Here is a 24,493-nt window from a genome sequence, read left to right on the forward strand (position 1 = left end):
GAACGCCTAGGCGCTCAACGACGCCGCGCAATACGCGGCAATCGCATCCAGCACGCTGTCGGACTCTCCGACGGCGGTCGCCGTCTCGATCCGCATTGCCGGATACTGCTGACGGCACTGGTCCACGAGAGCCGGAAAATCGCGCCGCAAATGGCCGCCCTGGCCAAAGAACACCGGCACGATCGTCACCTTCGACGTCCCCCGCGCCGCGAGTTCCGCGAGCGCGTCGGGCAATTCCGGCGTCATCAATTCCAGAAACGCGAGCCGCACCTCGCAGTGCGGCAGCAGCGCCGCGAGCTTGGCGTGGAGCCGGTCGAACGGCTCGCGCCAGCGCGCATCGCGCGCGCCGTGCGCGAACAGGACCAGCGCCTCGACGGCTGGGGAAGCAGGGGAGGGTGTATCGGGCATGCCAGTCTCAGTGTCGATCCACCCAGCGCAACGCGGTCAGCCCAACGAGCAGGTAGAGCGTTCCGGGCACCAGCGCGGAAATGATCGGCGGCCACGTGTGCAGCAGGCCCACGTGCGAGAACAGCGTGTTGGCCAGGTGGAACGACAGGCCAAGCATGATGCCGCCGAACACCTTGACACCCACCGCGCCGGCCCGCGCGTGCAGGTACGCGAACGGCAGCGCCAGCGCGACCATCACGAACAGCGTGAGCGGGTAGACCACTTTCTTCCAGAACGCGATCTCGTAGCGCTGCGTGTCCTGCTTGTTGTCGCGCAAATGGCGGATGTAGCGGAACAGGTCCACCGTGGACATCCGTTCCGGGGTCACCAGCAGCACCGACAGAATCTGAGGCGTGAGCTCCGAATGCATGACCATGTTCGGGAACTTGGCCTGCTCGGCGCGGAAGTCCGGGGCGAGCGCGTCGCGGCGCGCGCCTTCCTCATGCGGCAGTTCGATGAACCGCGTCTCGTTGACCTGGTTCAGTTGCCAGGACTGGCCGCCCTGATAGCGGCCTTCCTGCGCCACGCGAATCACGCGCAGCCGGTAGGTGCTGTCGAATTCGTAGATCGTGATGCCGTTGATGCTCTGGTCCGCCTTGAGGCCCTGCACGTTGACGAAACGCGTCACCTCGCCGCCGGCGCTGCCGGACGTGGTGTCCTTGTCACGGTCCTTGACCCAGACGCCCGAGCGGAAGCCCGACGACACGGTCGCGCCGATCGCCTGAAGCTTGATCTTCTGCGCGTATTGCTCGGCCGCGGGGCCGATGAACTCGCCAAAGATGAACGTCGTGAGCGCGAGCGGCACCGCGAGCTTGAACAGCGAGAACAGCGCGCGCCGCGTGTTGAGGCCCGCCACGCGGAAGATCGTGTACTCGGACTGGCTCGCCAGCTGGGAGAACACGTAGATCGCGCTGATCAGCACCGCGATCGGCAGCACCTCGTACACGCGCGTCGGCGCCTCGAGCATCACGTGGAAGAACGCGATCAGCGACGTATAGCCGCCCTGCACGCTTTCCAGCTCGTTGAGCATGTCGAAGAACACGAACAGCGCGAGCACCGCGAACAGGATGAAGAAGAAGACCCCGTAGATCAGCCGCGCGAAATACCGCTCGTAGGTGTGGAGGATCCTCATGCGCGGCCTCCGTCCGCCTTGCGGCGGCCCAGACCGAACACGGCACGCCAGCCGCCGAGGCTCCGGTTCTGACGGTAACGGAACATCATCACCGCGCCGAAAAGGACGGCGAGGTGGATCGGCACGAGCGCCGTCCAGAACGAGAGCGCGCCCGACCGGACCCAGGCCTGGGCCAGGTTGATCACGTTACTGTAGGTCAGGTAGATGAGCACCGCGAACACCAGCGGCGTGTATCGGCCGAGGCGCGGGTTCACGTACGCGAGCGGAATCGCGATCATCACGAAGTTGAACGCGAGGATCGGCAGCGAAACGCGCCACAGCAGCTCGCCCATGTTCTCGCGCGTGGGATTCCGCAGCAGATCCATGGTGAGGCGGCTCTTGGCGGGCAGGTCCGCCTCGGTCTCGGGCGGTTTGGTATCGACCTTGACGGCATAGCGCTCGAATTCGAGGATGCGGTAGTCGAGCTGGCCCGGCGTGCCGGCGTAGCGGCGGCCGTGCTCCATCACGACGAGGCGGTCGCCGTTGGGCATCGTCTCGAAGTGCCCCTGATGGGACAGCGCCACGCCGACCTTGTTGGCTTCGGCGTTGGCGACGAACACGTTCTGCGCATTCTTCATCTGCGCGTCGATGCCTTCGATGAACAGCACGTAGTTGCCGTTCGCGGGCTCGATGAAACGGCCCGACGCGATCATGGACAGGACGCCGCGCTGCTGGAAGCGGTCGCGAAACAGCGCACTCTGCTGGTTGGCCCACGGCCACGCGAACATGCCCAGCAGCAGGGACATGATGATGAACGGCGTGGCGAACTGCAACACCGGTTTCACAAAGTCACGAAGCGAGATGCCGGCGGAGAACCACACGACCATCTCCGAGTCCTTGTACCAGCGCGTCAGGACGATCAGCGTCGAGATGAACAGCGTGGCGGATAGCAGGATGGACAGGTAACCGATGGTCGCCAGGCCAATCAGCATCAGCACGTCGTTGGGGCTGGCCTTGCCGTTGGCGGCGAGCCCCAGGATGCGGATGACGAGCGACGTGAGCATGAAGGTCAGCATGACCAGGAACACCGCACCGGCGGTGTACGCGAGCTCGCGTCGCAAAGCTTGTTGAAAGATCATGCGGAGTCGGTTCCGGGCTGCCGGCCGGAGCGGGCGATGTACCGGGGCGCCGAGGAAGCTGGCAGGACCGCGGGGCTGTCAGCGTGGCGTGTCGGCGGCGGCGAGTCGCGGATGAAAATCGCGGATAATGGGGGCTTTCTTTTCGACGAGCCCCTGGAAGGAAGCGCGATGGAATTTAGCACAAAAGCCCTGGATTGGAGCAAGGCCGGCCAAAATGGTTTCCTGGCGACCAAGACCGACTGCCTGGTGGTCGGCCTGTTCGAAGGCCAGAATCTGGCCGGCGTGGCCAAGGCGCTGGATGTAGCCACCAAGGGGCTGGTGGCACGTCTGGTCAAGCAGGGCGACTTCGAAGGCAAGCGCGGCACGCACCTGATGCTGCACGAAGTGCCCGGTATCGGCGCGGCCCGCGTGCTGCTCGTGGGATTGGGCAAGGAACCCGACTTCCACGACAAGGCGTTCGCGGAATCCGTGCGCACGGCGATTCGTGCGCTGGCCGGCACGCGCGCCACCACGGCGCTGTGGGCGCTGGCGCCGCAGTCGCCGATCCAGCGCGACGTGGCCTGGTCGGTGATCACCACCATCACGCTGGTGCGCGACGCCGGCTACCGGCTGCTGGAACGCCATCCCGAGCTCAAGCGCGCGCCGCGCGGCGCCAACGGCGCCGACCGCCCGTCGCTGCGCAAGATCGTGCTGGCCGTGGATACCGCGGACGCCAAGGCGGCGACGCAGGCCGTGGTGCGCGGCACCGCGATCGCCAACGGCATGGACCTGGCCCGCGACCTCGGCAACCTGCCGTCGAACATCTGCACGCCGACCTACCTGGCGGACGCCGCGCGCGGCATTGCCAAGCGCCACAAGCTCAAGGCCGAGATCCTGGGCCGCAAGCAGATCGAAGCCCTGAAGATGGGCGCGTTCCTGGCCGTGACCAAGGGCAGCGTCGAGCCGCCGCAGTTCATCGTGCTGCGCTACGACGGCGCGGGCGCCAAGCAGGCCCCGGTCGTGCTGGTGGGCAAGGGCATCACCTTCGATACGGGCGGCATCTCGCTGAAGCCGGGCGAGGGCATGGATGAAATGAAGTACGACATGTGCGGCGCCGCCTCGGTGCTGGGCACGATCCAGGCCGTGGCCGAGATGGGCCTGCGGCTGAACGTGATCGCCGTGGTGCCGACCTGCGAGAACATGCCCAGCGGCGTGGCGACCAAGCCGGGCGACGTGGTGACGAGCATGTCGGGCCAGACCATCGAAATCCTGAATACGGACGCCGAAGGCCGCCTGATCCTGTGCGACGCGCTGACCTACGTCGAGCGTTTCAAGCCGGCCGCGGTGGTGGACGTCGCCACGTTGACGGGCGCGTGCATCATCGCGCTCGGCCACGTGAACAGCGGCCTGTACGCGCGCAACGACCTGCTGGCCGACCAACTGCTGGACGCGGGCAAGAAGGCGATGGATACCGCATGGCGCCTGCCGCTGGACGACGAGTACCAGGACCAGCTCAAGTCCAATTTCGCCGACATGGCGAACATCGGCGGCCGTCCCGCGGGCAGCGTGACGGCGGCGTGCTTCCTCGCGCGTTACACCGAGAAGTACGACTGGGCCCACCTGGACATCGCCGGCACCGCGTGGAAGAGCGGCGCGGCCAAGGGCGCTACGGGCCGCCCGGTGCCGCTGCTCGCGCGCTTCCTGATGGACCGCGCGGGCTGACGGGCCGCGGAGCCGCACGATGACGCGCATCGACTTCCACAGCAACGTGCCCGACACGCTCGGTTATGTCTGCCGGCTGGTCCGCAAGGCCTACGGCGCCGGGCAGAAGATGGTGGTGCACGGCTCGCCGCAGCAGCTGTCGCAGCTGGACCAGCGGCTGTGGACGTTCTCCGCGCTCGACTTCCTGCCGCATTGCGGGCTCGACAGCCCACAGGCGGCGGTGACGCCGATCGTGCTGGCCGCGACGCTCGAAGGGGTGCCGCACCACCAGATCCTGATCAACCTCGAGGGGGAAGCACCCGCGGAGTTCGCACGGTTCGAACGAATGATCGAAGTGGTTGGCGCCTCGCCGGAGGCGCGAGAGGCCGGCCGCGCCCGCTATCGTTTTTACCGCGAGCGCGGTTATCCTCTTGCGCATCACGACATCGGGCAATCCGCCAAAGGAGAGTCGGCATGAGCGAGCGCACCACATCGCGGGTGATTCCGCGGCTCGGACCCCACGACAGCATTCCTCTGCTGACCGAGGTCATCGACCTGCCCGCCACGCAGGAACCCGCGGATCCCGCCCTCGGCGCGGCGTCGGCGGACGGCGTGATCGATACCGCGGACATGCCCGTCTCGGGTGTGGTGACGCAGGTCGGCAACGTTGGCGAGGATAGCGAGGGGCATGCCGGCAGGTTGAGCGACCTGAATGACATGAGCGACCTGAGCGATGTCGTGGCGTTGCACGACGTCGTGGAGCTGAACGATGTGGTGGAACTCGACGACGACCGCGATCCGCCGATCCTCGATGCAACGCCCTATTTATCGGGCGAGGATGACCTGCGCGCGGTCCGCAGCGAGTTGCTGACCCGCGTGATGATGCGTTTCCGCACAGAATGGCCGCAGGTCGTGGAGGCGCATACCGAGGCGACGCTGCAATCGCGCCTGGCGCCGCTGACGGCGCAACTGGCCGCGGAGCTCACGCGGGCGCTGGAGGCGCGGCTCGTCGAGTGGCTCGACGCCACGCTCGAAGAGATTGAGCGTGACCCCATCGAGCGCGACCCCATCGAGCGCGACCCCATTTCACGCGACCCCGGCCGCCTGTAAGCGCAACGTCAGGCGCGCGCCGTATCCCTGGCCCCGCCCGCGCGGCGGTACGCCCACACCATCATGATCACGCCCGCCAGGATCATCGGCAGGCTCAGCCACTGGCCCATCGAGAAGTTCAGCGCCAGCAGGCCAAGGAAGTTATCCGGCTCGCGCGTGAATTCGGCGAGGAAGCGGAACACCCCGTAGCCGAGCAGGAACGCACCGGACACCGCCGCCGTGGGCCGCGGCTTGCGCGAGTAGAACCACAGGATGATGAACAGCGCGACGCCTTCGCCCGCGAATTGATACAGCTGCGAAGGATGGCGCGGGATGTTGTCGCCCGCCTGCGGGAAGATCATGCCCCACGGCAGGTCGGTCGGGCGGCCCCACAGCTCGCCGTTGATGAAATTGCCGATGCGGCCGGCCGCGAGTCCGCACGGGATCAGCGGCGCGATGAAGTCGGTGACCTCGAACCAGCGGCGGTTGCGCAGCCGCGCGAACACCCAGACCGCGACGAGCACGCCCAGGAAGCCGCCATGGAAGGCCATGCCGCCTTCCCATACCTTGAAGATTTCCAGCGGATGGGAGAGGTAGTACGTCGGCTTGTAGAACAGCACGTAGCCGAGCCGCCCGCCGAGAATCACGCCGAGCACGCCAAAGAACAGCAGGTCGTCCAGGTCGCGCGTGGTCCAGCCGCGCAGGAAGTTATGCGGCTGGCGGACGCGCAGGCGGCCGAACCACAGGAACATGATGAAGCCGGCCAGGTACATGAGACCGTACCAGCGGATGGCCAGCGGTCCCAGGTGGATGGCGACCGGATCGAATTGCGGGTGAACGAGCATGGATTCGGAGAGAGTGATTGGGAGGCTAGGCGCCTGTTATGTTTATCTGCATCATGCCGACCTGGTGCGTCAGTGCGGTGTCAGCGCGGCGTCAGCGCGATGCCGCCGGCGATATCGATGAACGACTTCAACACCGGCGCCACGCCCGCCGCGCCCTCGCGCCAGACGAGACCGGTCTCGATATCGGGTCCCGCTTCCCGCAGCGCGAGGTAAGAGACCCCGGTCCGCCTCAGATTGCATAGCGAGGCAGGCACGAGCGCCACGCCCATGCCGGCCGACACCAGACTGACGATGGTCTGCATCTGGATCGCTTCCTGCGCGACCGTGGGCGTCAGGCCCTCGCGCGCATAGTAGCCCGTAATGATGTCATAAAACGCTGGCGCGCTTCGCCGCGGGAAGATGATCAGCGGTTCATGCGCGGCATCGCGCAGCGAGATGGCATCCCCCGTGGAGCGCCAGCCGTCGGGCACGGCCAGCACGAGCGGCTCGCGCACGAGCGGCAGGTACGAGAGCCCCTGCGGCATCGCGGGCAACTGCGGACGGATCACAAGGCCCGCGTCGATGCCGCCATCCATCAACGCTTCGAACTGGACGTCGCTCGTGGCTTCGCGCAGGTGGAGCTGCACGTCGGGATGTCTTGCGCGGAACTGCCGGAGCAGATCGGGCAGGATGCCATAGTCAGCCGTGCTGACGAAGGCGAGCGTCAGCGAACCGATCTCGCCGCGCGCAAACCGCTGGGCAAGCGCGGGCAGCGCGCCCGCGTCGGCGAGCACCCGGCGCACCTCCGGCAGCCATTGCTGCCCCGCGGGCGTGAGCATGACCGAGCGCCGCGTGCGTGCGAATAGCCGGACCCCGATTTCCTCCTCGAGCGCCTGGATCTGCTGCGACAGCGGCGGCTGGGTCATGGCCAGCCGCTGGGCCGCGCGGCCAAAGTGCAGTTCCTCCGCGACGGTGACAAAGTACCGCAGTTGCCGCAAATCCACGGCGGCCTCCCTTTGTGCTGGTGATATGTTTTTCGACTCAATAAGGCTCAAATAATATATTTGACACGCCAAGCTGCAAAGGGTCATGCTGTCGTCCACAGAAAACGACAAACGGGCCTCGCGCGCCGCGGCGGCCTGAAACCCCTGGAGATCCCCACCATGGCATTCAACAAGCGGTCCCGGCACATCACGCAGGGCGTGGCCCGTTCCCCCAACCGTTCGATGTACTACGCGCTCGGTTACGAGAAGGAAGACTTCGACAAGCCGATGATCGGTATCGCCAACGGGCATTCGACGATCACGCCGTGCAATTCGGGCCTGCAGCGCCTGGCGGATGCCGCGGTGAACGCGGTGAAGGAAGCCGGTGCGAATCCGCAGATCTTCGGCACGCCGACGATCTCCGACGGCATGTCGATGGGAACGGAAGGCATGAAGTTCTCGCTGATCTCCCGCGAAGTCATCGCGGACTGCATCGAGACCGCGGTGCAGGGCCAGTGGATGGACGGCGTGGTCGTGATCGGCGGCTGCGACAAGAACATGCCGGGCGGCATGATCGCGCTCGCGCGCACCAACGTGCCCGGCATCTACGTTTATGGCGGCACGATCAAGCCCGGCAACTGGAAGGGCAAGGACCTGACGATCGTTTCGGCCTTCGAAGCCGTGGGCGAATTCACGGCCGGCCGCATGAGCGAGGAAGACTTCGAGGGCGTGGAGCGCAATGCGTGCCCGACCTCGGGCTCCTGCGGCGGCATGTACACGGCCAACACGATGAGCTCGTCCTTCGAAGCGCTTGGCATGTCGCTCATGTACTCATCGACGATGGCGAACCCCGACGACGAGAAAGTCGGGAGCGCGGCCGAGTCGGCGCGCGTGTTGTACGAGGCGATCAAGAAGGACATCAAGCCGCGCGACATCATCACCAAGAAGTCGATCGAGAACGCGGTGTCGCTGATCATGGCGACGGGCGGCTCGACCAACGCGGTGCTCCACTACCTGGCGATCGCGCATTCGGCCGAGGTCGAATGGACCATCGACGATTTCGAACGCATCCGCCGCAAGGTCCCGGTGATCTGCAACCTCAAGCCGTCGGGCCAATACGTGGCCACGGACCTGCATCGCGCGGGCGGCATTCCGCAGGTGCTCAAGATCCTGCTGAACGCGGGCCTGCTGCACGGCGACTGCCTGACGATCACGGGCCGCACGCTGGCCGAGGAACTCGAGCACGTGCCCGACCAGCCGCGCGCGGACCAGGACGTCATCCTGCCGATCGAGAAGGCCCTGTACAAGCAGGGGCACCTCGCGATCCTGAAGGGCAACCTCGCGGAAGAGGGCGCCGTGGCCAAGATCACGGGCCTCAAGAACCCGGTCATCACGGGGCCCGCGCGCGTGTTCGACGACGAGCAGAGCGCGATGGACGCGATTCTTGCCGACCGCATCCAGGCCGGCGACGTGCTCGTGCTGCGCTATCTGGGCCCGAAGGGCGGCCCCGGCATGCCCGAGATGCTCGCGCCGACGTCCGCGATCATCGGCAAGGGCCTTGGCGAATCCGTGGGCTTCATCACCGACGGACGCTTCTCGGGCGGGACGTGGGGCATGGTGGTGGGGCACGTGGCGCCGGAGGCGTTCGTGGGCGGCACCATCGCGCTCGTGCAGGAGGGCGACTCCATCACCATCGACGCGCATCAGCTCAAGCTGCAGCTGAACGTTGACGACGCCGAACTCGCGCGCCGCCGCGCTGCGTGGAAGGCGCCGGCGCCGCGTTACACGCGCGGCGTGCTGGCCAAGTTTTCGAAGCTGGCGTCGACGGCAAGCAAGGGTGCCGTGACGGACTGACCACGTGGTTGCCGCCACATGGCCGAAAGGGCTCGCCGGAGGCGGGCCCTTTATGTTTTTCGTAGAAATGCGATTTTGTCGGAGGCTGACGTTGCACAGAATGCAGACATCTCAATCGTCCAGCTGGTTTGTCTCATCATGTGCCGTGCTCCGTCACCCTCTGCTTCCGTCCGGCTTCGCGCCGTGCGCGCCACCGTCCCCGCCCTGATGGCGTTAGCCGGGATGGCCGCGGGCCTCCTTCCCACCGTCGCGGTGGCGAGCGACACCGTCCCGTTCTCGATTGGCGCGAGCATCGTGCCGACGTCCTGCAATGTCTCGCTGTCGCAGGCAACGCTCGACTTCGGCACGATCCCCGCCGCGGCGCTGAGCGAATCCGCCGCGACGAAGCTGCCGTCGCGCGACGTCACGGTGACGGTCGCGTGCGATGCGGCCGCTTCGGTGGCGCTGGCGATGACCGACAACCGGCAGGGCAGCGAATCGCGCGACAGCGGCAATCCGACGTTGTTCGGCGTCGGCCTCGTCAACAACAAGACGGTCGGGAATTTCACGCTGGCCACCGGCAATGCGGTGGGCGACGGTAACGTGACCGATCCCATCGTGCGCAACGGCGGTGGCGCCTGGTCGCGGCTCAGTGGCGATCTGTCGGGCGCATCGGACTATCAGTTGTCGTGGGCGCCGAAAGGCAATGTCGCGCCGGGCACCTACAAGACCATGCAGCAGACCTTCGCGGTCTCGCTCGAAATCGCCGCGAAGAACAATCTGCCGCCGCTGAGCCAGGGCGTTCCGATCGATGGCTCGATGACTTTCTCGGTCGTCTATCTCTGATTTGTCTTAACGCGCCGCTTCGCTAACGAGCCGCTTTGCTAACGCGCCGCCTCGCGAATTGCCTCGATCCGCTCGCGGGTGAGCGGATGCGAGGCGAAGAAATCGCTTCCCTCGTCGTTCTTCTTTTCTGCTCCGGTCTCTACGCCGTTCTCTGCTTGTTTTGCCTTCCCGCCTCGCCGTGCGTGCGCATCTTCCAGCTGCTGCAGGACATCGGCCAGCGCCGTGACCGGTAGCCGGTTCGCGCGCAGCACGTCAATCGCAAATGCATCGGCCTCGCGCTCGTGCTCGCGCGAATAGCGCATCGTCAGCATCGCCGCGGGCACGCCCGCGAGAATCGTCGAAAAATCTCCGAATACATACACGGCGGCCGCGCCGATGGCCGAAGCCTGGATCACCTGCTGCAGGCCATGGCGCTGTGCGACGTGGCCCGCCTCGTGCGCGAGCACGCCCATCATGCCGGCCCCCGTGCCAGCGAGGGCCACCAGCTCGTCGGTGACCACGATGGTCCCGCCGGGGAGCGCCAGCGCATTGGGGCCGATGCGCGCGCCCTTGCGGAACTGGATGTCGTAGCGATGGCCGGGGTCCGCAGGCAGCTTGAGCGCCGCGAAGTTGTCGCGGATTCTGCGTTGATCGGCTTCCGATAGTTTCGTCGCTTCCACCATCCGCGCGTCGAGCGCGTCGAGCGTCGCCTGTCCCAGTTGCGCCTCGACGGACGCCGGCACCGCGTCGGCCAGGATGCGAGCCCCCCATGGCAGTACGACGTAATAACAGACCGCGCACGCGGCGACGAGTCCGGCGGCGGCGATGCCGACGAGCCGCCAGCTGTTTTGCGCGCGCGACACCCAGCCCTCGCGATGGCCGGTTGCCGCCAGCAGCGCGTCAAACGCGGCATGATCGGTGATCTCGCAATAGGCGCCATCGCTGAACGTCACGAGGCGCGGTGCGCGTCGCGTACGTTCGGACACGCGGAGCGAGGCCAGCGGCGCGCGCCTCATCTCGTGTCCGCGCTCGTCGCGCAGGATGGCGTTGCCGCCCATGACATCGAGCGTGACCGCGTGCGCGCGTGAGGAGCGGGTGTCGTAGTACGAGGCGGCAACCATGGCGGTTATCGGTCAGAGCGCGATATCGATGTCATACCACTCTGCTGCGGCGTCGCCCAGCGCGCCGACCTGATCGATTTCGGCCGCGATGAAGTGGTCGAGCGGACCGGCCGCGAGGAGGGTCATCGATTCCACGCAGTAGCGGGTGGTGCGGACGCGGGCGAAGGGCAGGAACAGGCCGAGTGTCAGCATGATGAGGATCACGTTGGTCAGCATGACGAAGAACAGGCGGCCGGTGCGTACGGTGCTGCGGAAGCGGTGATCCGCGAGCGTCGTGGCGCTCCAGACCGTGTTCTGCAGCCGCGCGCGATATAACGGCGCCGCGAGCATGAAGGAGAGCCACAGGCCCACGCTGGCGCCGGCAATGGTGGCTGCCGCAGTTGAGCCCGCCGCCGCGCCAAGGAGGGTGCCGAACAGCGCGCCGAGCACGGCACCGCCGCCCGCCAGCAGAATGCCCATGAGCGACACGGCGAGGTACACGCGATAGAACGCGCGCACGGGTGCGTGAAACGCAAATGGCGCGGTACCGAAGCGCGCGCGGCCATGCTGGAACTGCTTGAGGCGTTGATGCGCGAAGGGCGTCAGGATGCCGAGCGTCAGGACCGCCAGCAGCGGGTAGAGCAAAAACACCTTGTACCCTTCACCATCCTCCCCCCGAAACGCAAACCGAAGCCCGCGATAGCTCGAGTTGGCCAGCCGGAAACGCAGCGAACGCACGAGCAGGAACGGCATGACCGCGGCGACGATCAGCACGACGACGAGCGGCAGGGCGAGGTGGATCTCGCCGGACAGCTGCAACGCGCCGAACAGCACGAGCGCGATGATGCGGCCCTTGAGGATCGCCAGCGGCTTGCCGTGGTAGTCGAACGTGGCGTTGTCCACGCGGGTATTGCGGTAGAAGTACTGCAGCGTCCGCACCTTCGCCCAGGCCGAGTAGATGCCGAACGTCACCATCGTGAGCAGCGTGTTGACGATCCAGATCCGAAAGTATTCCGAGCCCGACCCCGTGAACGTGAACGGCAATTCGCGCGACGGTGCCGCGTTGTGTTCCCCTTGCATGCTGACCTCTCCGTTTTTGTTGTTTCATCGATGCAACCGTTCCGGCCGGTGCGCCGGTGCCCGCCGAAAGCGCAGGCGACCGCATTGTCGCACTCGCGCGACGGGCTGACGTGACAGATACCCGACAAATGGGCGCGTGATGCGTGCCGGCAACGCTGCGGTAACGGTGCGACCGCGTCCTCCGGCCGTAACGGGCGAGCAACATTCTGTTACATCGAGCGTCATATGTAACAAGTTCTCGATCGTCACCATCTATGAAATCAACGAGTTAGGTCGTGTGGCACGGTCTTCGCTATGTCATTTGTTACAAGACACCAACGTAGAACGGGAAATCGGTGCGGGAGAATCGGTGCCGGACAGCATCGGCACTTGCAGGGGGAGGCGTGGGACTGGCGCCGGTCGAATCAATCTGGTCCACGTGTGGCTGGCACATCGCCGGTCCGCGATGAGACGCTACGCGGCATCTTTCAGGCGCGGACGACTGTCCTCAGGGAGGGCGACGGTCGTCCGCCGCACCTCGTTCTCTATCCCTTTTCTTCACCCCTTTTGGCCAACTTCTGGTTTTCCCTCGTTCGGGAAGACACCGGGTTGTCACCCTCGGTCGGCCGCCCATAATTATGAATTATTGCGGCTTGGAGGCGACATGCGAATCGTCCAGCAGGCGCTGTATCTCGAGGTGGCGGACCGGTTGCGGGCGATGATCGACGATCATGCGCTGATGCCCGGCGCATGGATCGACGAGGTCGCGCTGGCCGCGTCGCTGGGTATCTCCCGTACGCCGCTGCGAGAGGCGTTGAAAGTGCTTGCGGCCGAAGGGCTCGTGCGGCTGGAGCCGAGGCGCGGCTGCTTCGTCAACGAGCTGACCGAACAGGACCTCGACGAGATCTTTCCGTTGATGGCGTTGCTCGAGGGCCGTTGCGCCTATGAGGCCGCGCGCAATGTCACGCAGGACGACCTCGACGCGCTGGAGACGCTGCACGCCGAACTCGCGCGGCACGCGGCCGACGAGCAGATCGACGCGTACTACGAGACGAACTACCAGATCCACGAGGCGATCCAGCGGCTGGCCGGCAACCGCTGGCTGTCTGGCGTGGTGAGCGACCTGCGCAAGGTGCTGCGCTTGTCGCGCCACAAGAGCCTGAAGCTCGAGGGCCGCGTGCACGAGTCGTGCGCCGAGCATTTGTCGGTGTTCTCGGCGCTGAAGGCGCGCGATTCCGAAGGGGCCGAGGCGCTGATGAAGACGCATGTGCTGCGCCAGCGCGCGGCGTTGCGCATGCTGGATGGCGCGGAGCGCTCGAACGTCGTGCGCATGCCTCTTTCTTCCCCCGCACCGGAGACGCCATGACCCTCGATACGACCGAACAGAAAGTCAGCGCGCCGCTCGAGAACGAGCGCGCCGGCGATACGCTGCTCGCGCGATTTGGCCGGTGGTGGGGCAGGAAAGGCGACGATGCGAATGAAGGCGCCCCATCTGCCGCCGCCAGTGCCGCCACCGCCCAGCTCTCCGCGCTTCCCGTGCTTTCGGCGCGCGTGCAGCGCCGCCATCGCGAGCAACTGCGGCAATGCTTCGACGCGCGGCTGACCGACGGCGCTGCCAATACCGCCGCGCAGGCCTGGCGGCAGGAGTACGAGACGGCCCCCGAGCCCGTACGCCAGGCGATGCTGGAGGTGCTGGCGGAGGTCGCGGCCTCGGGCAGCGATGCGGCAGCCACGCACGCCAGTCCATCCAGCCTGTCGCAGGCGCTGTCCAATGCGCGCATCCGTTTTTTCAAGCGGCTGGCGGCGCTCCATGGCCAGCACGGCGGCAGCGCCTGCGGCCTGCATTTCCTCATTCATCTGCGCGCGGACATGCTGCGCTGGCACAAGCGCATTCCGGGCCTGCGCGTGCTTGACGACGACCTCGAGGCGCTGTTCTCCAACTGGTTCGACGTCGGTCTGCTGGAGCTGCAGCCGATCACGTGGGACTCGCCCGCGTCGCTGCTGGAGAAACTGATCCGCTACGAGGCCGTGCACGAGATTTCGTCGTGGACCGATCTGCGCAACCGCCTCGACTCCGATCGCCGCTGCTATGCGTTCTTTCACCCGCGCATGCCGCGCGAGCCGCTGATCTTCGTCGAGGTGGCGTTCGTGCCCGAGATGGCCGCCAATGTGCAGGCGCTGCTCGACGAAGCCGCCCCGCTCGAGGATCTGAGACGCGTGAAGTGGGCGATCTTCTATTCGATCTCCAACACGCAGGCCGGGTTGCGCGGCGTGAGCTTCGGCAACTTCCTGCTCAAGCGCGTGATCGAGGAGCTGCAGCGCGAATTTCCCAAGCTCAAGCAATTCGCGACCCTGTCCCCGATTCCCGGGTTTGCCGACTGGCTGCGCCGGCAGGATGCCGCCGCCATTGCGGGCGTGCTCGGCGAAAAGCGCGTGGCACGCTGGACTGAACGGCACGGCGATGCCCCCGCCGACGGCGCGGCGTGGCTTGCCGCGCTCGCGCCCGACAGCACCGACGCGGCGATACGGGATACCGCGCTGACGCTGGCCGCGCATTACCTCGTGCGCGAGCAGAAAGACGGGCTGCCCGCCGATGCGGTCGCTCGCTTTCACCTGGGGAACGGTGCCTGCGTGGAACGGCTCAACTGGGGCGCGGATCTGTCGCGAAAAGGCCGCGCGCAGGGGTGCGGCATGATGGTGAATTACCTTTACGCGCCTGATGCGCTGGATGACAATCTGGCACGCCTTGGCGCAGGGAATCCGCGCGTCAGCCGCGCGGTGGGCAAGCTGCTGTGATCGATTGACTTTCCGTTTGAGAGAGAGAGGAGACAGTGCAATGGTTTTCCATCTGAAAGCGTGCGCGCGGGTGCTAGGGGTAACGGCCGCGGCGATATTGAGCGCGGCGCCCGCGCTGGCCGATACGTGGCCGAGCAAGCCGGTCACGGTGATCGTGCCATTCCCGGCCGGCGGCGGCACCGACGCGTTCGCGCGGCCCCTGACGGCCCAGCTGTCGAAGCAGCTCGGCAAGCAGTTCGTGATCGACAACCGCGGCGGCGCGGGCGGCACGGTCGGCGCGAGCATCGCCGCGAAGGCGGCGCCGGACGGCTATACCGTCTTCATCGGCGGTGCGCACCATGCGATCGCGCCGTCGTTCTATCCCAAGCTCGACTACGACATCGAGAAGGACTTCATCCCCATCACGGTGATCGCGCAGCCGCCGCAGGTGGTCGTGGTCAATCCGAAGGTGCAGGCCAAGACGCTGCAGGAACTCATCGCCTATGCGAAGGCGAACCCGGGCAAGCTCAACTACGGTTCCGCCGGTAACGGATCGTCGCATCATCTGGCTGGCGAACTGTTCAAGCTCGAAACCAAGACGTTCATCACGCATATCCCGTACAAGGGTGCCGGTCCCGCGCTGTCGGACCTGATCGCGGGTCAGGTCGATATTGTGTTCGATGGACTGGGATCGTCCGCGCAGCACATTCGCGGCGGCCGCATCAATGCGCTCGCGGTGGCGGCAACCAAGCGCTCGCCGGCCTTCCCGAACGTGCCGACCGCGGCCGAGGCCGGCGTGAAGAACTTCGAGGTGTCCACGTGGTATGCGATGTGGGTGCCGAAGAATACGCCGAAGGAGATTGTCGACAGGCTTTATGCCGAAACCCGCAAGGCGCTGGACTCGGCCGAGATGAAGGCCATCTGGCTCAACAACGGTTCCGAGATCCCGAACTTCACGCCCGATCAGTTCGCGCAGTTCCAGCGCGCGGAGATCAAGCGCTGGGCGGAAGTGGTGCAGCGCTCGGGCGCGAAGATCGACTGATGAGCGGCACGGTTTCGATCACGCGCGAAGGCGCGGTTGCCACCGTCACGCTGGCGCACGCGGGCAAGCTCAATGCGATCTCGGTGGACATGTGGCACGCGCTCGCGCGCGGGTTTGCCGAACTGTCCGCCGATGCCTCGTTGCGATGCGTGGTGATTCGCGGCGCCGACGGCAACTTTGCCGCGGGCGCCGACATCGCGGAGTTTCCCGAGGTGCGCGGCAACGAAGCCTCGCTGCGGCAATATCACATGGAGACGATCGCGCCCGCGCTCGCGGCCATCAGCGGTTGCGTGCATCCGACCCTCGCCATGATCGAAGGCGTTTGTGTCGGTGGCGGGCTCGAGATCGCCTGCAATTGCGATCTGCGCATCGCGGCGGACGACAGCCGCTTCGGCGTGCCGATCAACCGTCTGGGCTTTCCGATGGCGCCGGGCGAACTGCGCGGGCTGCTGGCCCTCGCGGGACGCGCGGTGACGCTGGAGATCCTGCTCGAGGGCCGTGTCTTTGGCGCGGCCGAAGCCGAGCGCAAAGGCTTGCTCACGCGCGTGGTACCCCATGCCGCGCTCGCGGAAGAACTGCATGCCACGGTGTCCCGGCTCTGTGCCGGCGCGCCGCTGGCCGCGCGCATCAACAAGACGACGATCGCGCGCCTGGCCCCCGCGCCGGAGCCGCTGACCCAGGCGGAACTGGACGCCCATTTCGCCTACGCGCGCAGCCGCGACCATGCCGAAGGCGTGTCCGCGTTTCTCGCGCGCCGGCCATCTGCTTTCACCGGGGAGTAAGATGTCGGCCGGCCGATCCCGCGCCGCGGCTGCGAGCCGCGCGTCGGCCCCGGTTTCGTGTGCTTCGTGCCGCCTGCTCCCGTTCTTATCGATCCACAATTCATGAACGCCAATCTGTTCGCCCTGTTCGAATCCCGCTTTCCGGCCGACCGTACGGCCTGCTGCATCGAAACCCATGACGGTCTCTACTACACGTGGGACGACCTCGATCGCGCCACGGCCAAGCTGGCCAACCTGCTGGTCGCGCTGAAGCTGCCCGCTGGCGCGCGCATCGCCGTGCAGGTGGAGAAGTCGCCGGAAGCGCTGTTCCTGTACCTGGCCACGCTGCGCGCGGGCTATGTGTATCTGCCGCTGAACACCGCGTACCAGGAAGCCGAGATCGACTACTTCGTCGGCAATGCCGAACCGTCGGTGGTCGTGTGCAGCAGCGGGAATTTCAACTGGGTGTCGAAGGTGGCGTTCCGTCATGGCACCGAACATGTGTTCACGCTCGATGACGACCGCTCGGGCTCGCTGCTCGCGCGCGCGGCCGCGCATCCGGACAAGTTCGAGACCGTGGCGCGCGAGGACGACGACCTCGCCGCGATCCTGTACACCTCGGGTACGACGGGCCGCAGCAAGGGCGCGATGCTCACGCACCGCAACCTCGCCGCCAATGCGCTGACGCTGCATGAGTACTGGGGCTGGCGCAGCGACGACGTGCTGCTGCACATGCTGCCGATTTTCCACGTGCACGGTCTGTTCGTGGCGTCCCATGGCGCGCTGCTGGCGGGCGCGAAAATGATCTGGGCGCCGAAGCTCGACATGGCGCAGATCCTGAAATTCCTGCCGCGCTCGACCGTGATGATGGGCGTGCCGACGTATTACGTCCGCATGCTGCAGGAGCCGCGCTTCGACGACGATACCTGCCGCCGCATGCGCCTGTTCGTGTCGGGCTCCGCGCCGCTGCTGCTGGAAACCTTCGACGCGTTCCGCGCACGCACGGGCCACACGATCCTCGAGCGCTACGGCATGAGCGAGACCGTGATGCTGGTGTCGAACCCATACGACAGCGCGCTGGGCGAGCGGATCGGCGGCACCGTCGGCATGCCGCTGCCGGGCGTGTCCGTGCGCGTGGTGGACGGTGATCAGAAGCCGTGCGCGCCGGGCGAGATCGGCAACATCGAGGTCAAGGGCCCCAACGTGTTCAAGGGCTACTGGCGCATGCCCGAGAAGACGGCCGAGGAATTCACGGCGGATGGCTGGTTCCGTACCGGGGACGTGGGCCGTTTCGGTGGCGCGATCGTCAGCCATGCCGGCGAGCGCAAGGTGCCCGACAACTACGTCACGATCGTGGGCCGCAGCAAGGACCTGATCATCTCCGGCGGCTACAACGTGTACCCGAAGGAGATCGAGAGCTTTATCGACGAGATGCCGGGCGTGGCGGAGTCGGCCGTGATCGGCGTGCCGCACAAGGACTTCGGCGAGGCCGTGGTGGCGGTGGTGGTGCGCAAGCCGGGAAGCGAATTCGACGAGGCGGGGCTTATCGGTACGCTGAAGACGCGCATCGCCAACTTCAAGGTGCCCAAGCGCGTGCACGTGGTGGACGAGCTGCCGCGCAATACCATGGGGAAGGTGCAGAAAAACGTGCTGCGGCAGCAGTTCGGCGCGCTGTAAGCGCGCCCCCCACTCCGCCGGCATCGGGGGAGGGGGAGAGCGGACAGGTGGGGGCGGGGCTTACTTCAACATCTGCACGGAGCCGTTCACGGACACCGTGACCTGGGCCTTGCCACCCTCGACGGGCACCGGCACCGCCGCATCGGCGGACATCGCCTTGGCCGCATACATGCGCGGCATCGGCGGCATCACGCCGCCGCTTTCGTTCACCGACACCTCGCGGATCGTGTAGCTGCCATAGCCGAACAGCTTCGTGGTCTGTTGCGCCTTGTCGCGGAACGAAGCCACGGCTTCTTCGGCGAGCTTGCTTTCAGCCGCCACGCGCGCCTCGCGCGAGAGCGAGAACGCGATGTTCTGCACCTGCATCTGGCTGGCGAGGTCGCCGGCAAGCTTCGATACCGCGGCGAAGTCGCGCGACTTGAGGACGACCTCCGAGCGGCCGCGCCACGTCGTGATGCGGCCGTTGCGATCGGTGGTCGGCTGGATCGTGAAGCCGCCCGATTGCGCTTCCACGCCCGAGACGCGCTTGGCCTGCGCGAGCACCGCGGCGGTCTTCGACGACAGTGCCGACGAGATCGCGCCCGGTTCCGCGCCTTCCTGCTCGGCGGCTACCGTTACCTGCACCACGTCCGTGGGCACTTCCGTCACGGCCTGCGCGGCCAGCGACAACACACCCGAGGGCGGCGGTACCGTCTGCGCGGAGGCCCCGGTGGAGGCGAGCGCGGCGGTACCGAGCAGCGTGGCGGCAAGCATGTTCTTCATATTGTTCTCCCGATCGAAATGTGGTGGCATTCAGACGCACCGGCGCGCGCTTCGTTCCGTAGGACAGGACTCCAGCGCGGGCGACAGTGTTTCGAGATGTATCACTTCATGAGCGTTTCGGTGATAAAGCGCCATTCGGCCGGCGTCACCGGCGTGATGGACAGGCGGTTGCCGCGGCGGAGCACGACCATGTCGGCGAGGGCGTCGTGCTCGCGCAGCGCGGGCAGCGAGATGAGCGGCGACTTCTTCACGAAGCGCACGTCGACGAGCGTCCAGCGCGGGTCTTCCGGCTTCGACGCCTTGTCGTAGTAATCGCTCTTCGGATCGAACTGCGTCGGGTCGGGGTAGGGCGCGGAGCAGACCTCCGCGAGTCCCGCGATGCCGGGCTCGGGACAAGACGAGTGGTAGAACAGCACGCCGTCGCCCAGGCGCATCGCGTCGCGCATGAAGTTGCGCGCCTGATAGTTGCGGACACCGGTCCAGGGCAGCGTGCCCTGTCTGGCGAGGTCGTCGATGCTGGCTTCGTCGGGTTCCGACTTCATGAGCCAGTATTGGCGGGCACGTGTGGTCACGGGAGGTTCCGCAAAAGGAAAAGGCAGTGGTTTCGTGAAAAACCACCGCCTTTTTTGGGGTCCCCGCCTCGGCCGCTAGATCGGCATCCTGAACCCAAGTGAGGTTCAGAGTGGCTGCGGAAGTCGTATTTTGGGTACATCACCCACTCAGGGAGTCCAGGCTTGGCCCAGACTATGAATGCAGCGACGCGCTCGCCCACACGACATGATCCCGCACCATGCAATGCATATCGGTTCAAGGAATTATGACCTTCACGAACCAGGCAGGGAAACTGTCAAACGTCTGACTTGTCATGGCTGTCATCTTTGATGATTACACCATTGTCAGACGTTTGCCGTTTCTTCAAGGATGGGATGAGAACGGCGGCCCGGCACGATAACCTGGCCATTGTCTGCTCCTTGCATCCACCGCTTTACATCTTAGCGCTGGGGTGCGGCGAACAGTGGCTCCACTATACACCGCGCTGCGAACCATACCAAGTCCGTCCTGCCGTATGGTTACATTTTCCACCGCGCTGTACACCCAACCACACTCAGGATATCGGTACGGCGCGATGGACTTCAAGGCTCACATGCGAAAAAATTTCAGCGCGCGTCCGTGCCCACATGCGCGTACTGCCGCAGCGCTTCGTCCGCGCGCTCGTTGAGTTCGCGAATCCGCGCGCGGACCGCGTCCACCGGAATCGCGCCGTCCTCTTCCTGCTTGCGGCGCAGCGCGAGCAGGTCCGATGCGATGCTGATCGCGGCCATCACCGCGACGCGTTCGACGCCCTTCGCGGACACATTGCCCTTCAGCTTGTTCATCTGCCCATCGACGAGGGCCACCGCTTCCAGCAGCGCGGCTTCGTTGTCCGGGGCGATCGCAAACCGGTAGGGCTGGCCCGCGATGGTGAGTTCCACTTGCTTGTTGCTCATGCGTGTTCTCCGGGAGCCGGGTGAGTGCCCGTCGCCGCGGCGGCCGCGCCGGGCTCGCCGAGCAGGTCCAGCTGACGCGCGTCGCTCGCGGTCGGCAGCTTGTCGAGAATCGACTGGATGCGCAGCTGGGCTTCTTCGATCTTGATGTTGAGCAGTTCGCGATCGGCCGCCATTGCTTCGCGTTCGCCGCGCAGTTGTGTCGCTTCGGCCTGCAGGCGGTCGATCTCCGCGCGCAGTCGCTGATTCTCCGCCGCCAGCGTATCCGCGTGATGGAGCACGCGCCCGATCTTGGCAGCCAGTTGTTCAAGTTCAGTAAGCATAGTTGCCTGTCCTGGTGTCGCCTGATGTCCGGTTTGAAGTCGGGTTTTCCGGATTCTAGCCGATGCGGAAGCGCGTACCGCCTTCGCCACCGATTCGGCCAAGCCGGTTCTGACCCGCATCGTGCGCGGAAGTTGCATCGGATGCGGGGAATTCCCCGGTTAACGGCGGCCATCGCGCCGCATTGACTGCATCTGTGAAACTCCCTACACTCGCGCACGTTCCAGGTGCTCGCCCGGCCGATTCGATGCGGCCAGGCAGTTCAACGGGAAACAGGGAGCCAGCGCCGGCAGCCAGCCGGAGCCAGCCAACCTGTGCTGCCCCCGCAACGGTAAGCGACCGCGAACGCGCGATGTCCCGGCCCCGGTCTGTCGACCCCGGCCCAGGCCGACGCGCCGCTTCGCAGGGCTGTCCGGAAGCCACTGCATGCGCCATGCATGCGGGAAGGCGGCCGGCCTGATGTCGTCAGCCCGGATACCGGCCTGAACGCGGGCGCGCGCGCAAGCGCCGCCACTTCGCCATACGGTCCGCGGGGGAACGGGCCTGGCACATCCACATCCCATCCTAGCAATGCGTGTAACGCTTCAACGGACCGCCGCGGCTCCCATGCCCCGGGTACGTCCAACCCTACGTCCCTCCCTGCGTCCGACCCTACGTCCCTCTCTGCGTCCGTCCGCGGCCGCCTGCAAGGGCGCGCTGGTCTCCATCGCGATCGGCTCGCTCGGCGCAACCGCGGCCCATGCGCAGACCGCCGACGGCGGCGCGTCGCGCCAGCTCGATCCCATCGTCGTGACCGCGTCGCGTACCGCGCAGGCCGTTTCCGACGCGCTGCCCCACACTACAGTCGTGACGCAGGAAGACATCGTGAACGCGCAGGCGCCCGACCTGCGCAGCCTCCTGCGCAACCAGGCGGGCGTCGAGTTCGCGACCAACGGCGGTCTTGGCGCGAACACCACGCTGTTCATGCGCGGCGCGAACTCGAATCAGGTGCTCATCCTGATCGACGGTGTGCGCGTGGCCGGTGTCAGCGGCGGCACCGCACAGCTCGCCAACATCCTGCCGGACCAGATCGATCATATCGAGGTGGTGCGCGGCAACGTGTCCGCGCTGTACGGGTCCGACGCGATCGGTGGCGTGGTGCAGATCTTCACGAAGAGCGGCGCGGGCCAGGCGCCTGCCGGCAATGCGTCGGTGGAATACGGCACGTACAAGACGCGGCAGGCGACGGCGGGCTATGGCGGACAGATCGGGGACACCTCGTTCAACGTGACGGGGTCGATCATCAAGACGGACGGCTTCTCGTCGGTCAACGTCGACCAGTGGCGCCGCGACAATCCGCGCGTGCCCGCCACGCGCGGTCCGAACCCGAACGACAATCCGTACGAGAACCGGAGCGTGTCCGGCCAGCTGCGGCACAAGTTCAGCGCGGACTGGGATGCCGGTGTGGCAGCGTACTACTCGAACAGCCAGCTGTCTTATGACAGCACGAGCACGACGGGCCTCTCGACCGACGACCTGCGCATGGACAGCGAGCTCTACACGCTATCCGCGTTCGTCAACGGCCGCGTGCTGCCGGACTGGACCACGCACATCAAGGTCGCGCAGAGCCAGGATCGCAGCGAGGGCACGAAGAACGGGCTGTTCGACAGCCTGTTCAACACGCGCACGCGCCAGGTCAACTGGCAGAACGAGTACGCGCTCGCGGCCGGGCACAAGCTGTTGTTCGGCACCGACTACCTGCAGCAGACGCTGGCGTCCAGCGCCTATGCCGCGCCGTCGCGCAACGTGTTCTCCGTGTATGGCGGGTATGAGGGCCGGATCGGCCGCAACCAGATCCAGCTGAATGTCCGCAACGACCATTACTCGGACTTCGGCAATCAGGCGAGCGGCTTCGCGGGCTATGGCTTCAATGTGACCGACGCGCTGAAGCTGATCGCCAACATCAGCAACGCCTTCCGCGCGCCGACGTTCAACGAACTGTATTACCCGGGCTTCGGCCAGCCGAACCTGAGCCCCGAGCGCGCGAAGTCTGCCGAGGTGGGCGTGCAGTACGACAGCGAGCAGACCGGTCTGCTGCGCGTGACGGCATTCGAGACGCGTTACGACAACCTGATCGTATCGACGGCCGTGGGCAACGGCCTGTTCCTCGCACAGAACGTCAACAGCGCGAAGGTGCAGGGCGTGGAAGCATCGTGGCGCGCCACGATCTGGGGCACCGATCTCGGCGCGGCCGTGACGTTCCAGAATCCGACCGACGAGACGAACCACACGCAGCTCGTGCGCCGCGCGCGCCGGCACGCGTCGGTGGACATCGGGCGCAATATCGGCCCGGTGCGTGTGGGCGGCGAATGGCTGGTGTCGTCGTCGCGGCTCGACAATGGGTCGCGCACGCTCGGCGGATACGGTATCGTCAACCTCACTGCCCGCTATAACATCACCAAGGAATGGTTCGTCGCCGCCCGTGTGGAAAACCTGTTCGACAAGAACTACCAGCTCGCGTATCCGTACAACACGCAGGGCAGGGCGGGCTACATCACGCTCGGCTGGCGGCAGAAATGACGGGACGCCATGGCTGAGTTCCGGCGCGCGCTCGCGATCTGGCTGATCCTCGCCATGGCGGGGCTCGGCGTGTTCGCGCTCTCGCTCGCGCTCGGTAGTGTCTCCCTCGATGCCACGCGGCTGTGGTCCGCGCTCACCGGCGCGGATCAGGGCACGGCCGGAGCCATCGTGCGCGAACTGCGGCTGCCTCGTGCGATCGCCGCGTTTGCCTGCGGCGGCCTGCTCGCGCTCTCCGGCGCGCTGATGCAGGTGCTGCTGCGCAATCCGCTTGCCGAGCCGTACGTGCTCGGCGTGTCGGGCGGGGCGTCCACCGGCGCGCTGCTGGCGATGCTCACGATGGCGCCGCTGTGGACCGTGCAGGTCGGCGCGGCCGGCGGCGCGCTTTGCTCGATGGTGCTCGTGGCGACCCTCGCGCGACGCGACCTGCTGCATCCGCAGGTGCAAGGCGGTCATCACGAGGCCGGCGCGCGGCTGCTGCTGACCGGCGTGATCATCGCCGCGGGCTGGGGCGCGCTGATTACCCTGATTCTTGCCGTCGCGCCCGAATCGCGGCTGCGCGGCATGCTGTTCTGGCTGACGGGCGATCTTGGCGGCACCGCCAGCTATGGGGCCGCGCTTGGGACGCTGTTGCTCGCGCTCGCCGTGGTGATGCCGATGGCGCGATCGCTCAACGTGATGCTGCTCGGCGAGACCGTGGCGCAGGCGCTGGGCGTGCAGGTGGGCCGCGTGCGGCTGGTCACATTCCTCGTGGCGTCGTTCGCCATTGCCGCGGCCATTACCACCGCGGGCTCCATTGGCTTCGTGGGGCTCGTCGTGCCCCATCTGGTGCGGCTGGCCTGGGGCAACGACCAGCGATTCCTGCTACCGGCTTCGGTACTGCTTGGCGGCACGTTGCTGATGGCCGCCGACCTGATTGCCCGCACGGTGATCGCGCCCGCGCAGTTGCCCGTCGGCGTCATCACGGCATTGCTGGGGGTGCCGACGTTCCTGTATCTGTTGCTGCGGAGGCCGCGATGACTGTC

23 protein-coding genes and 1 other RNA gene are annotated in these 24,493 nt (G+C 66.3%); 12 read left to right on the top strand and 12 right to left on the bottom strand.

The features are described from left to right. Positions 1-6: 6 nt before the first annotated feature. The 3 genes from KHP16_RS16055 to lptF are packed head-to-tail and all read right to left on the bottom strand — an operon-like array spanning position 7 to position 2,697. On the bottom strand, positions 7-408 hold the full coding sequence (locus KHP16_RS16055; RefSeq protein WP_211960658.1) for a sirohydrochlorin chelatase: 402 nt from the start codon (positions 406-408) through the stop codon (positions 7-9). A 7-nt stretch (positions 409-415) separates the two neighbouring features. Beyond that, positions 416-1,579, bottom strand: coding sequence for an LPS export ABC transporter permease LptG (gene lptG / locus KHP16_RS16060; protein WP_211960659.1), 1,164 nt, complete (start codon positions 1,577-1,579; stop codon positions 416-418). Next, positions 1,576-2,697, bottom strand: coding sequence for an LPS export ABC transporter permease LptF (lptF, locus tag KHP16_RS16065; protein WP_109580268.1), 1,122 nt, complete (start codon positions 2,695-2,697; stop codon positions 1,576-1,578). Before lptF ends, lptG begins: the two co-directional genes overlap by 4 nt. 168 nt (positions 2,698-2,865) lie before the next feature. On the opposite strand from lptF, the gene KHP16_RS16070 reads away from it, so the two are divergent. The 3 genes from KHP16_RS16070 to KHP16_RS16080 are packed head-to-tail and all read left to right on the top strand — an operon-like array spanning position 2,866 to position 5,487. Further along, complete coding sequence (locus KHP16_RS16070) at positions 2,866-4,398, top strand: leucyl aminopeptidase (protein WP_115952928.1); 1,533 nt, start codon at positions 2,866-2,868, stop codon at positions 4,396-4,398. Positions 4,399-4,417: 19 nt separating this feature from the next. Continuing rightward, positions 4,418-4,855 carry a DNA polymerase III subunit chi gene (locus tag KHP16_RS16075; protein WP_109580269.1) on the top strand — a complete coding sequence of 146 codons (438 nt, stop codon included), beginning with the start codon at positions 4,418-4,420 and terminating at the stop codon, positions 4,853-4,855. Further along, positions 4,852-5,487 (top strand): hypothetical protein, encoded by a 636-nt coding sequence (locus KHP16_RS16080; protein ID WP_211960660.1) that lies wholly within the window; start codon positions 4,852-4,854, stop codon positions 5,485-5,487. The genes KHP16_RS16075 and KHP16_RS16080 overlap by 4 nt, the downstream gene beginning before the upstream one ends. Before the next feature lie 8 nt (positions 5,488-5,495). On the opposite strand, the gene lgt is transcribed toward KHP16_RS16080, so the two are convergent. Both lgt and KHP16_RS16090 read right to left on the bottom strand, forming a co-directional pair. Continuing rightward, positions 5,496-6,311 carry a prolipoprotein diacylglyceryl transferase gene (gene lgt, locus KHP16_RS16085; RefSeq protein WP_211960661.1) on the bottom strand — a complete coding sequence of 272 codons (816 nt, stop codon included), beginning with the start codon at positions 6,309-6,311 and terminating at the stop codon, positions 5,496-5,498. Between the two features lie 80 nt (positions 6,312-6,391). Beyond that, positions 6,392-7,294: a LysR family transcriptional regulator gene (locus KHP16_RS16090; protein ID WP_109580272.1), complete on the bottom strand. Its 903-nt coding sequence runs from the start codon at positions 7,292-7,294 to the stop codon at positions 6,392-6,394. A gap of 159 nt (positions 7,295-7,453) precedes the next feature. On the opposite strand from KHP16_RS16090, the gene ilvD reads away from it, so the two are divergent. Both ilvD and KHP16_RS16100 read left to right on the top strand, forming a co-directional pair. Then, positions 7,454-9,127, top strand: coding sequence for a dihydroxy-acid dehydratase (ilvD, locus tag KHP16_RS16095; protein ID WP_109580273.1), 1,674 nt, complete (start codon positions 7,454-7,456; stop codon positions 9,125-9,127). Positions 9,128-9,310: 183 nt separating this feature from the next. Continuing rightward, complete coding sequence (locus KHP16_RS16100; RefSeq protein WP_211960662.1) at positions 9,311-9,952, top strand: DUF1120 domain-containing protein; 642 nt, start codon at positions 9,311-9,313, stop codon at positions 9,950-9,952. A 38-nt stretch (positions 9,953-9,990) separates the two neighbouring features. Here KHP16_RS16100 and KHP16_RS16105 read toward each other — a convergent pair whose 3' ends face one another. Next, entirely contained in the window at positions 9,991-11,052 is a 1,062-nt protein-coding gene (locus KHP16_RS16105) for a M48 family metallopeptidase (protein ID WP_211960663.1), read from the bottom strand. A 12-nt stretch (positions 11,053-11,064) separates the two neighbouring features. Next, positions 11,065-12,111 (bottom strand): YjgN family protein, encoded by a 1,047-nt coding sequence (locus tag KHP16_RS16110; RefSeq protein ID WP_211960664.1) that lies wholly within the window; start codon positions 12,109-12,111, stop codon positions 11,065-11,067. A 643-nt stretch (positions 12,112-12,754) separates the two neighbouring features. On the opposite strand from KHP16_RS16110, the gene KHP16_RS16115 reads away from it, so the two are divergent. From KHP16_RS16115 to KHP16_RS16135, 5 genes are all read left to right on the top strand, one after another. Then, positions 12,755-13,456, top strand: coding sequence for a GntR family transcriptional regulator (locus KHP16_RS16115; protein ID WP_109580276.1), 702 nt, complete (start codon positions 12,755-12,757; stop codon positions 13,454-13,456). Beyond that, entirely contained in the window at positions 13,453-14,886 is a 1,434-nt protein-coding gene (locus tag KHP16_RS16120) for a malonyl-CoA decarboxylase domain-containing protein (RefSeq protein ID WP_211960665.1), read from the top strand. The genes KHP16_RS16115 and KHP16_RS16120 overlap by 4 nt, the downstream gene beginning before the upstream one ends. A 40-nt stretch (positions 14,887-14,926) precedes the next feature. Then, entirely contained in the window at positions 14,927-15,907 is a 981-nt protein-coding gene (locus KHP16_RS16125) for a Bug family tripartite tricarboxylate transporter substrate binding protein (RefSeq protein WP_109580278.1), read from the top strand. Further along, positions 15,907-16,689 carry an enoyl-CoA hydratase/isomerase family protein gene (locus KHP16_RS16130; protein WP_211960666.1) on the top strand — a complete coding sequence of 261 codons (783 nt, stop codon included), beginning with the start codon at positions 15,907-15,909 and terminating at the stop codon, positions 16,687-16,689. Before KHP16_RS16125 ends, KHP16_RS16130 begins: the two co-directional genes overlap by 1 nt. Positions 16,690-16,791: 102 nt before the next feature. Next, positions 16,792-18,345, top strand: a complete 1,554-nt coding sequence (locus tag KHP16_RS16135; RefSeq protein ID WP_115952714.1) for a malonate--CoA ligase — start codon at positions 16,792-16,794, stop codon at positions 18,343-18,345. A 60-nt stretch (positions 18,346-18,405) separates the two neighbouring features. Here KHP16_RS16135 and KHP16_RS16140 read toward each other — a convergent pair whose 3' ends face one another. The 5 genes from KHP16_RS16140 to KHP16_RS16160 form a co-directional block, all read right to left on the bottom strand. After that, a complete protein-coding gene (locus KHP16_RS16140; protein WP_109580281.1) occupies positions 18,406-19,107 on the bottom strand; it encodes an SIMPL domain-containing protein in 702 nt (233 codons plus the stop codon). A 101-nt stretch (positions 19,108-19,208) separates the two neighbouring features. After that, the gene (locus tag KHP16_RS16145; RefSeq protein ID WP_109580282.1) at positions 19,209-19,649 is read right to left on the bottom strand and encodes an EVE domain-containing protein; all 441 of its coding nucleotides are present in this window, start codon (positions 19,647-19,649) and stop codon (positions 19,209-19,211) included. Positions 19,650-19,735: 86 nt separating this feature from the next. Further along, positions 19,736-19,952, bottom strand: a non-coding RNA gene (gene ssrS, locus KHP16_RS16150) — 6S RNA. 312 nt (positions 19,953-20,264) lie between these two features. Continuing rightward, positions 20,265-20,594: a cell division protein ZapA gene (locus KHP16_RS16155; protein ID WP_109580283.1), complete on the bottom strand. Its 330-nt coding sequence runs from the start codon at positions 20,592-20,594 to the stop codon at positions 20,265-20,267. Continuing rightward, on the bottom strand, positions 20,591-20,914 hold the full coding sequence (locus tag KHP16_RS16160) for a hypothetical protein (RefSeq protein WP_109580284.1): 324 nt from the start codon (positions 20,912-20,914) through the stop codon (positions 20,591-20,593). Before KHP16_RS16160 ends, KHP16_RS16155 begins: the two co-directional genes overlap by 4 nt. Before the next feature lie 604 nt (positions 20,915-21,518). Here KHP16_RS16160 and KHP16_RS16165 point away from each other — a divergent pair. Further along, a complete protein-coding gene (locus KHP16_RS16165) occupies positions 21,519-23,471 on the top strand; it encodes a TonB-dependent receptor plug domain-containing protein (protein ID WP_211960667.1) in 1,953 nt (650 codons plus the stop codon). Between the two features lie 9 nt (positions 23,472-23,480). Then, positions 23,481-24,488, top strand: coding sequence for a FecCD family ABC transporter permease (locus KHP16_RS16170; protein ID WP_109580286.1), 1,008 nt, complete (start codon positions 23,481-23,483; stop codon positions 24,486-24,488). Positions 24,489-24,493: the final 5 nt, after the last annotated feature.

The organism is Cupriavidus plantarum, from assembly GCF_905397285.1.
GTDB classification, from domain to species: domain Bacteria; phylum Pseudomonadota; class Gammaproteobacteria; order Burkholderiales; family Burkholderiaceae; genus Cupriavidus; species Cupriavidus plantarum.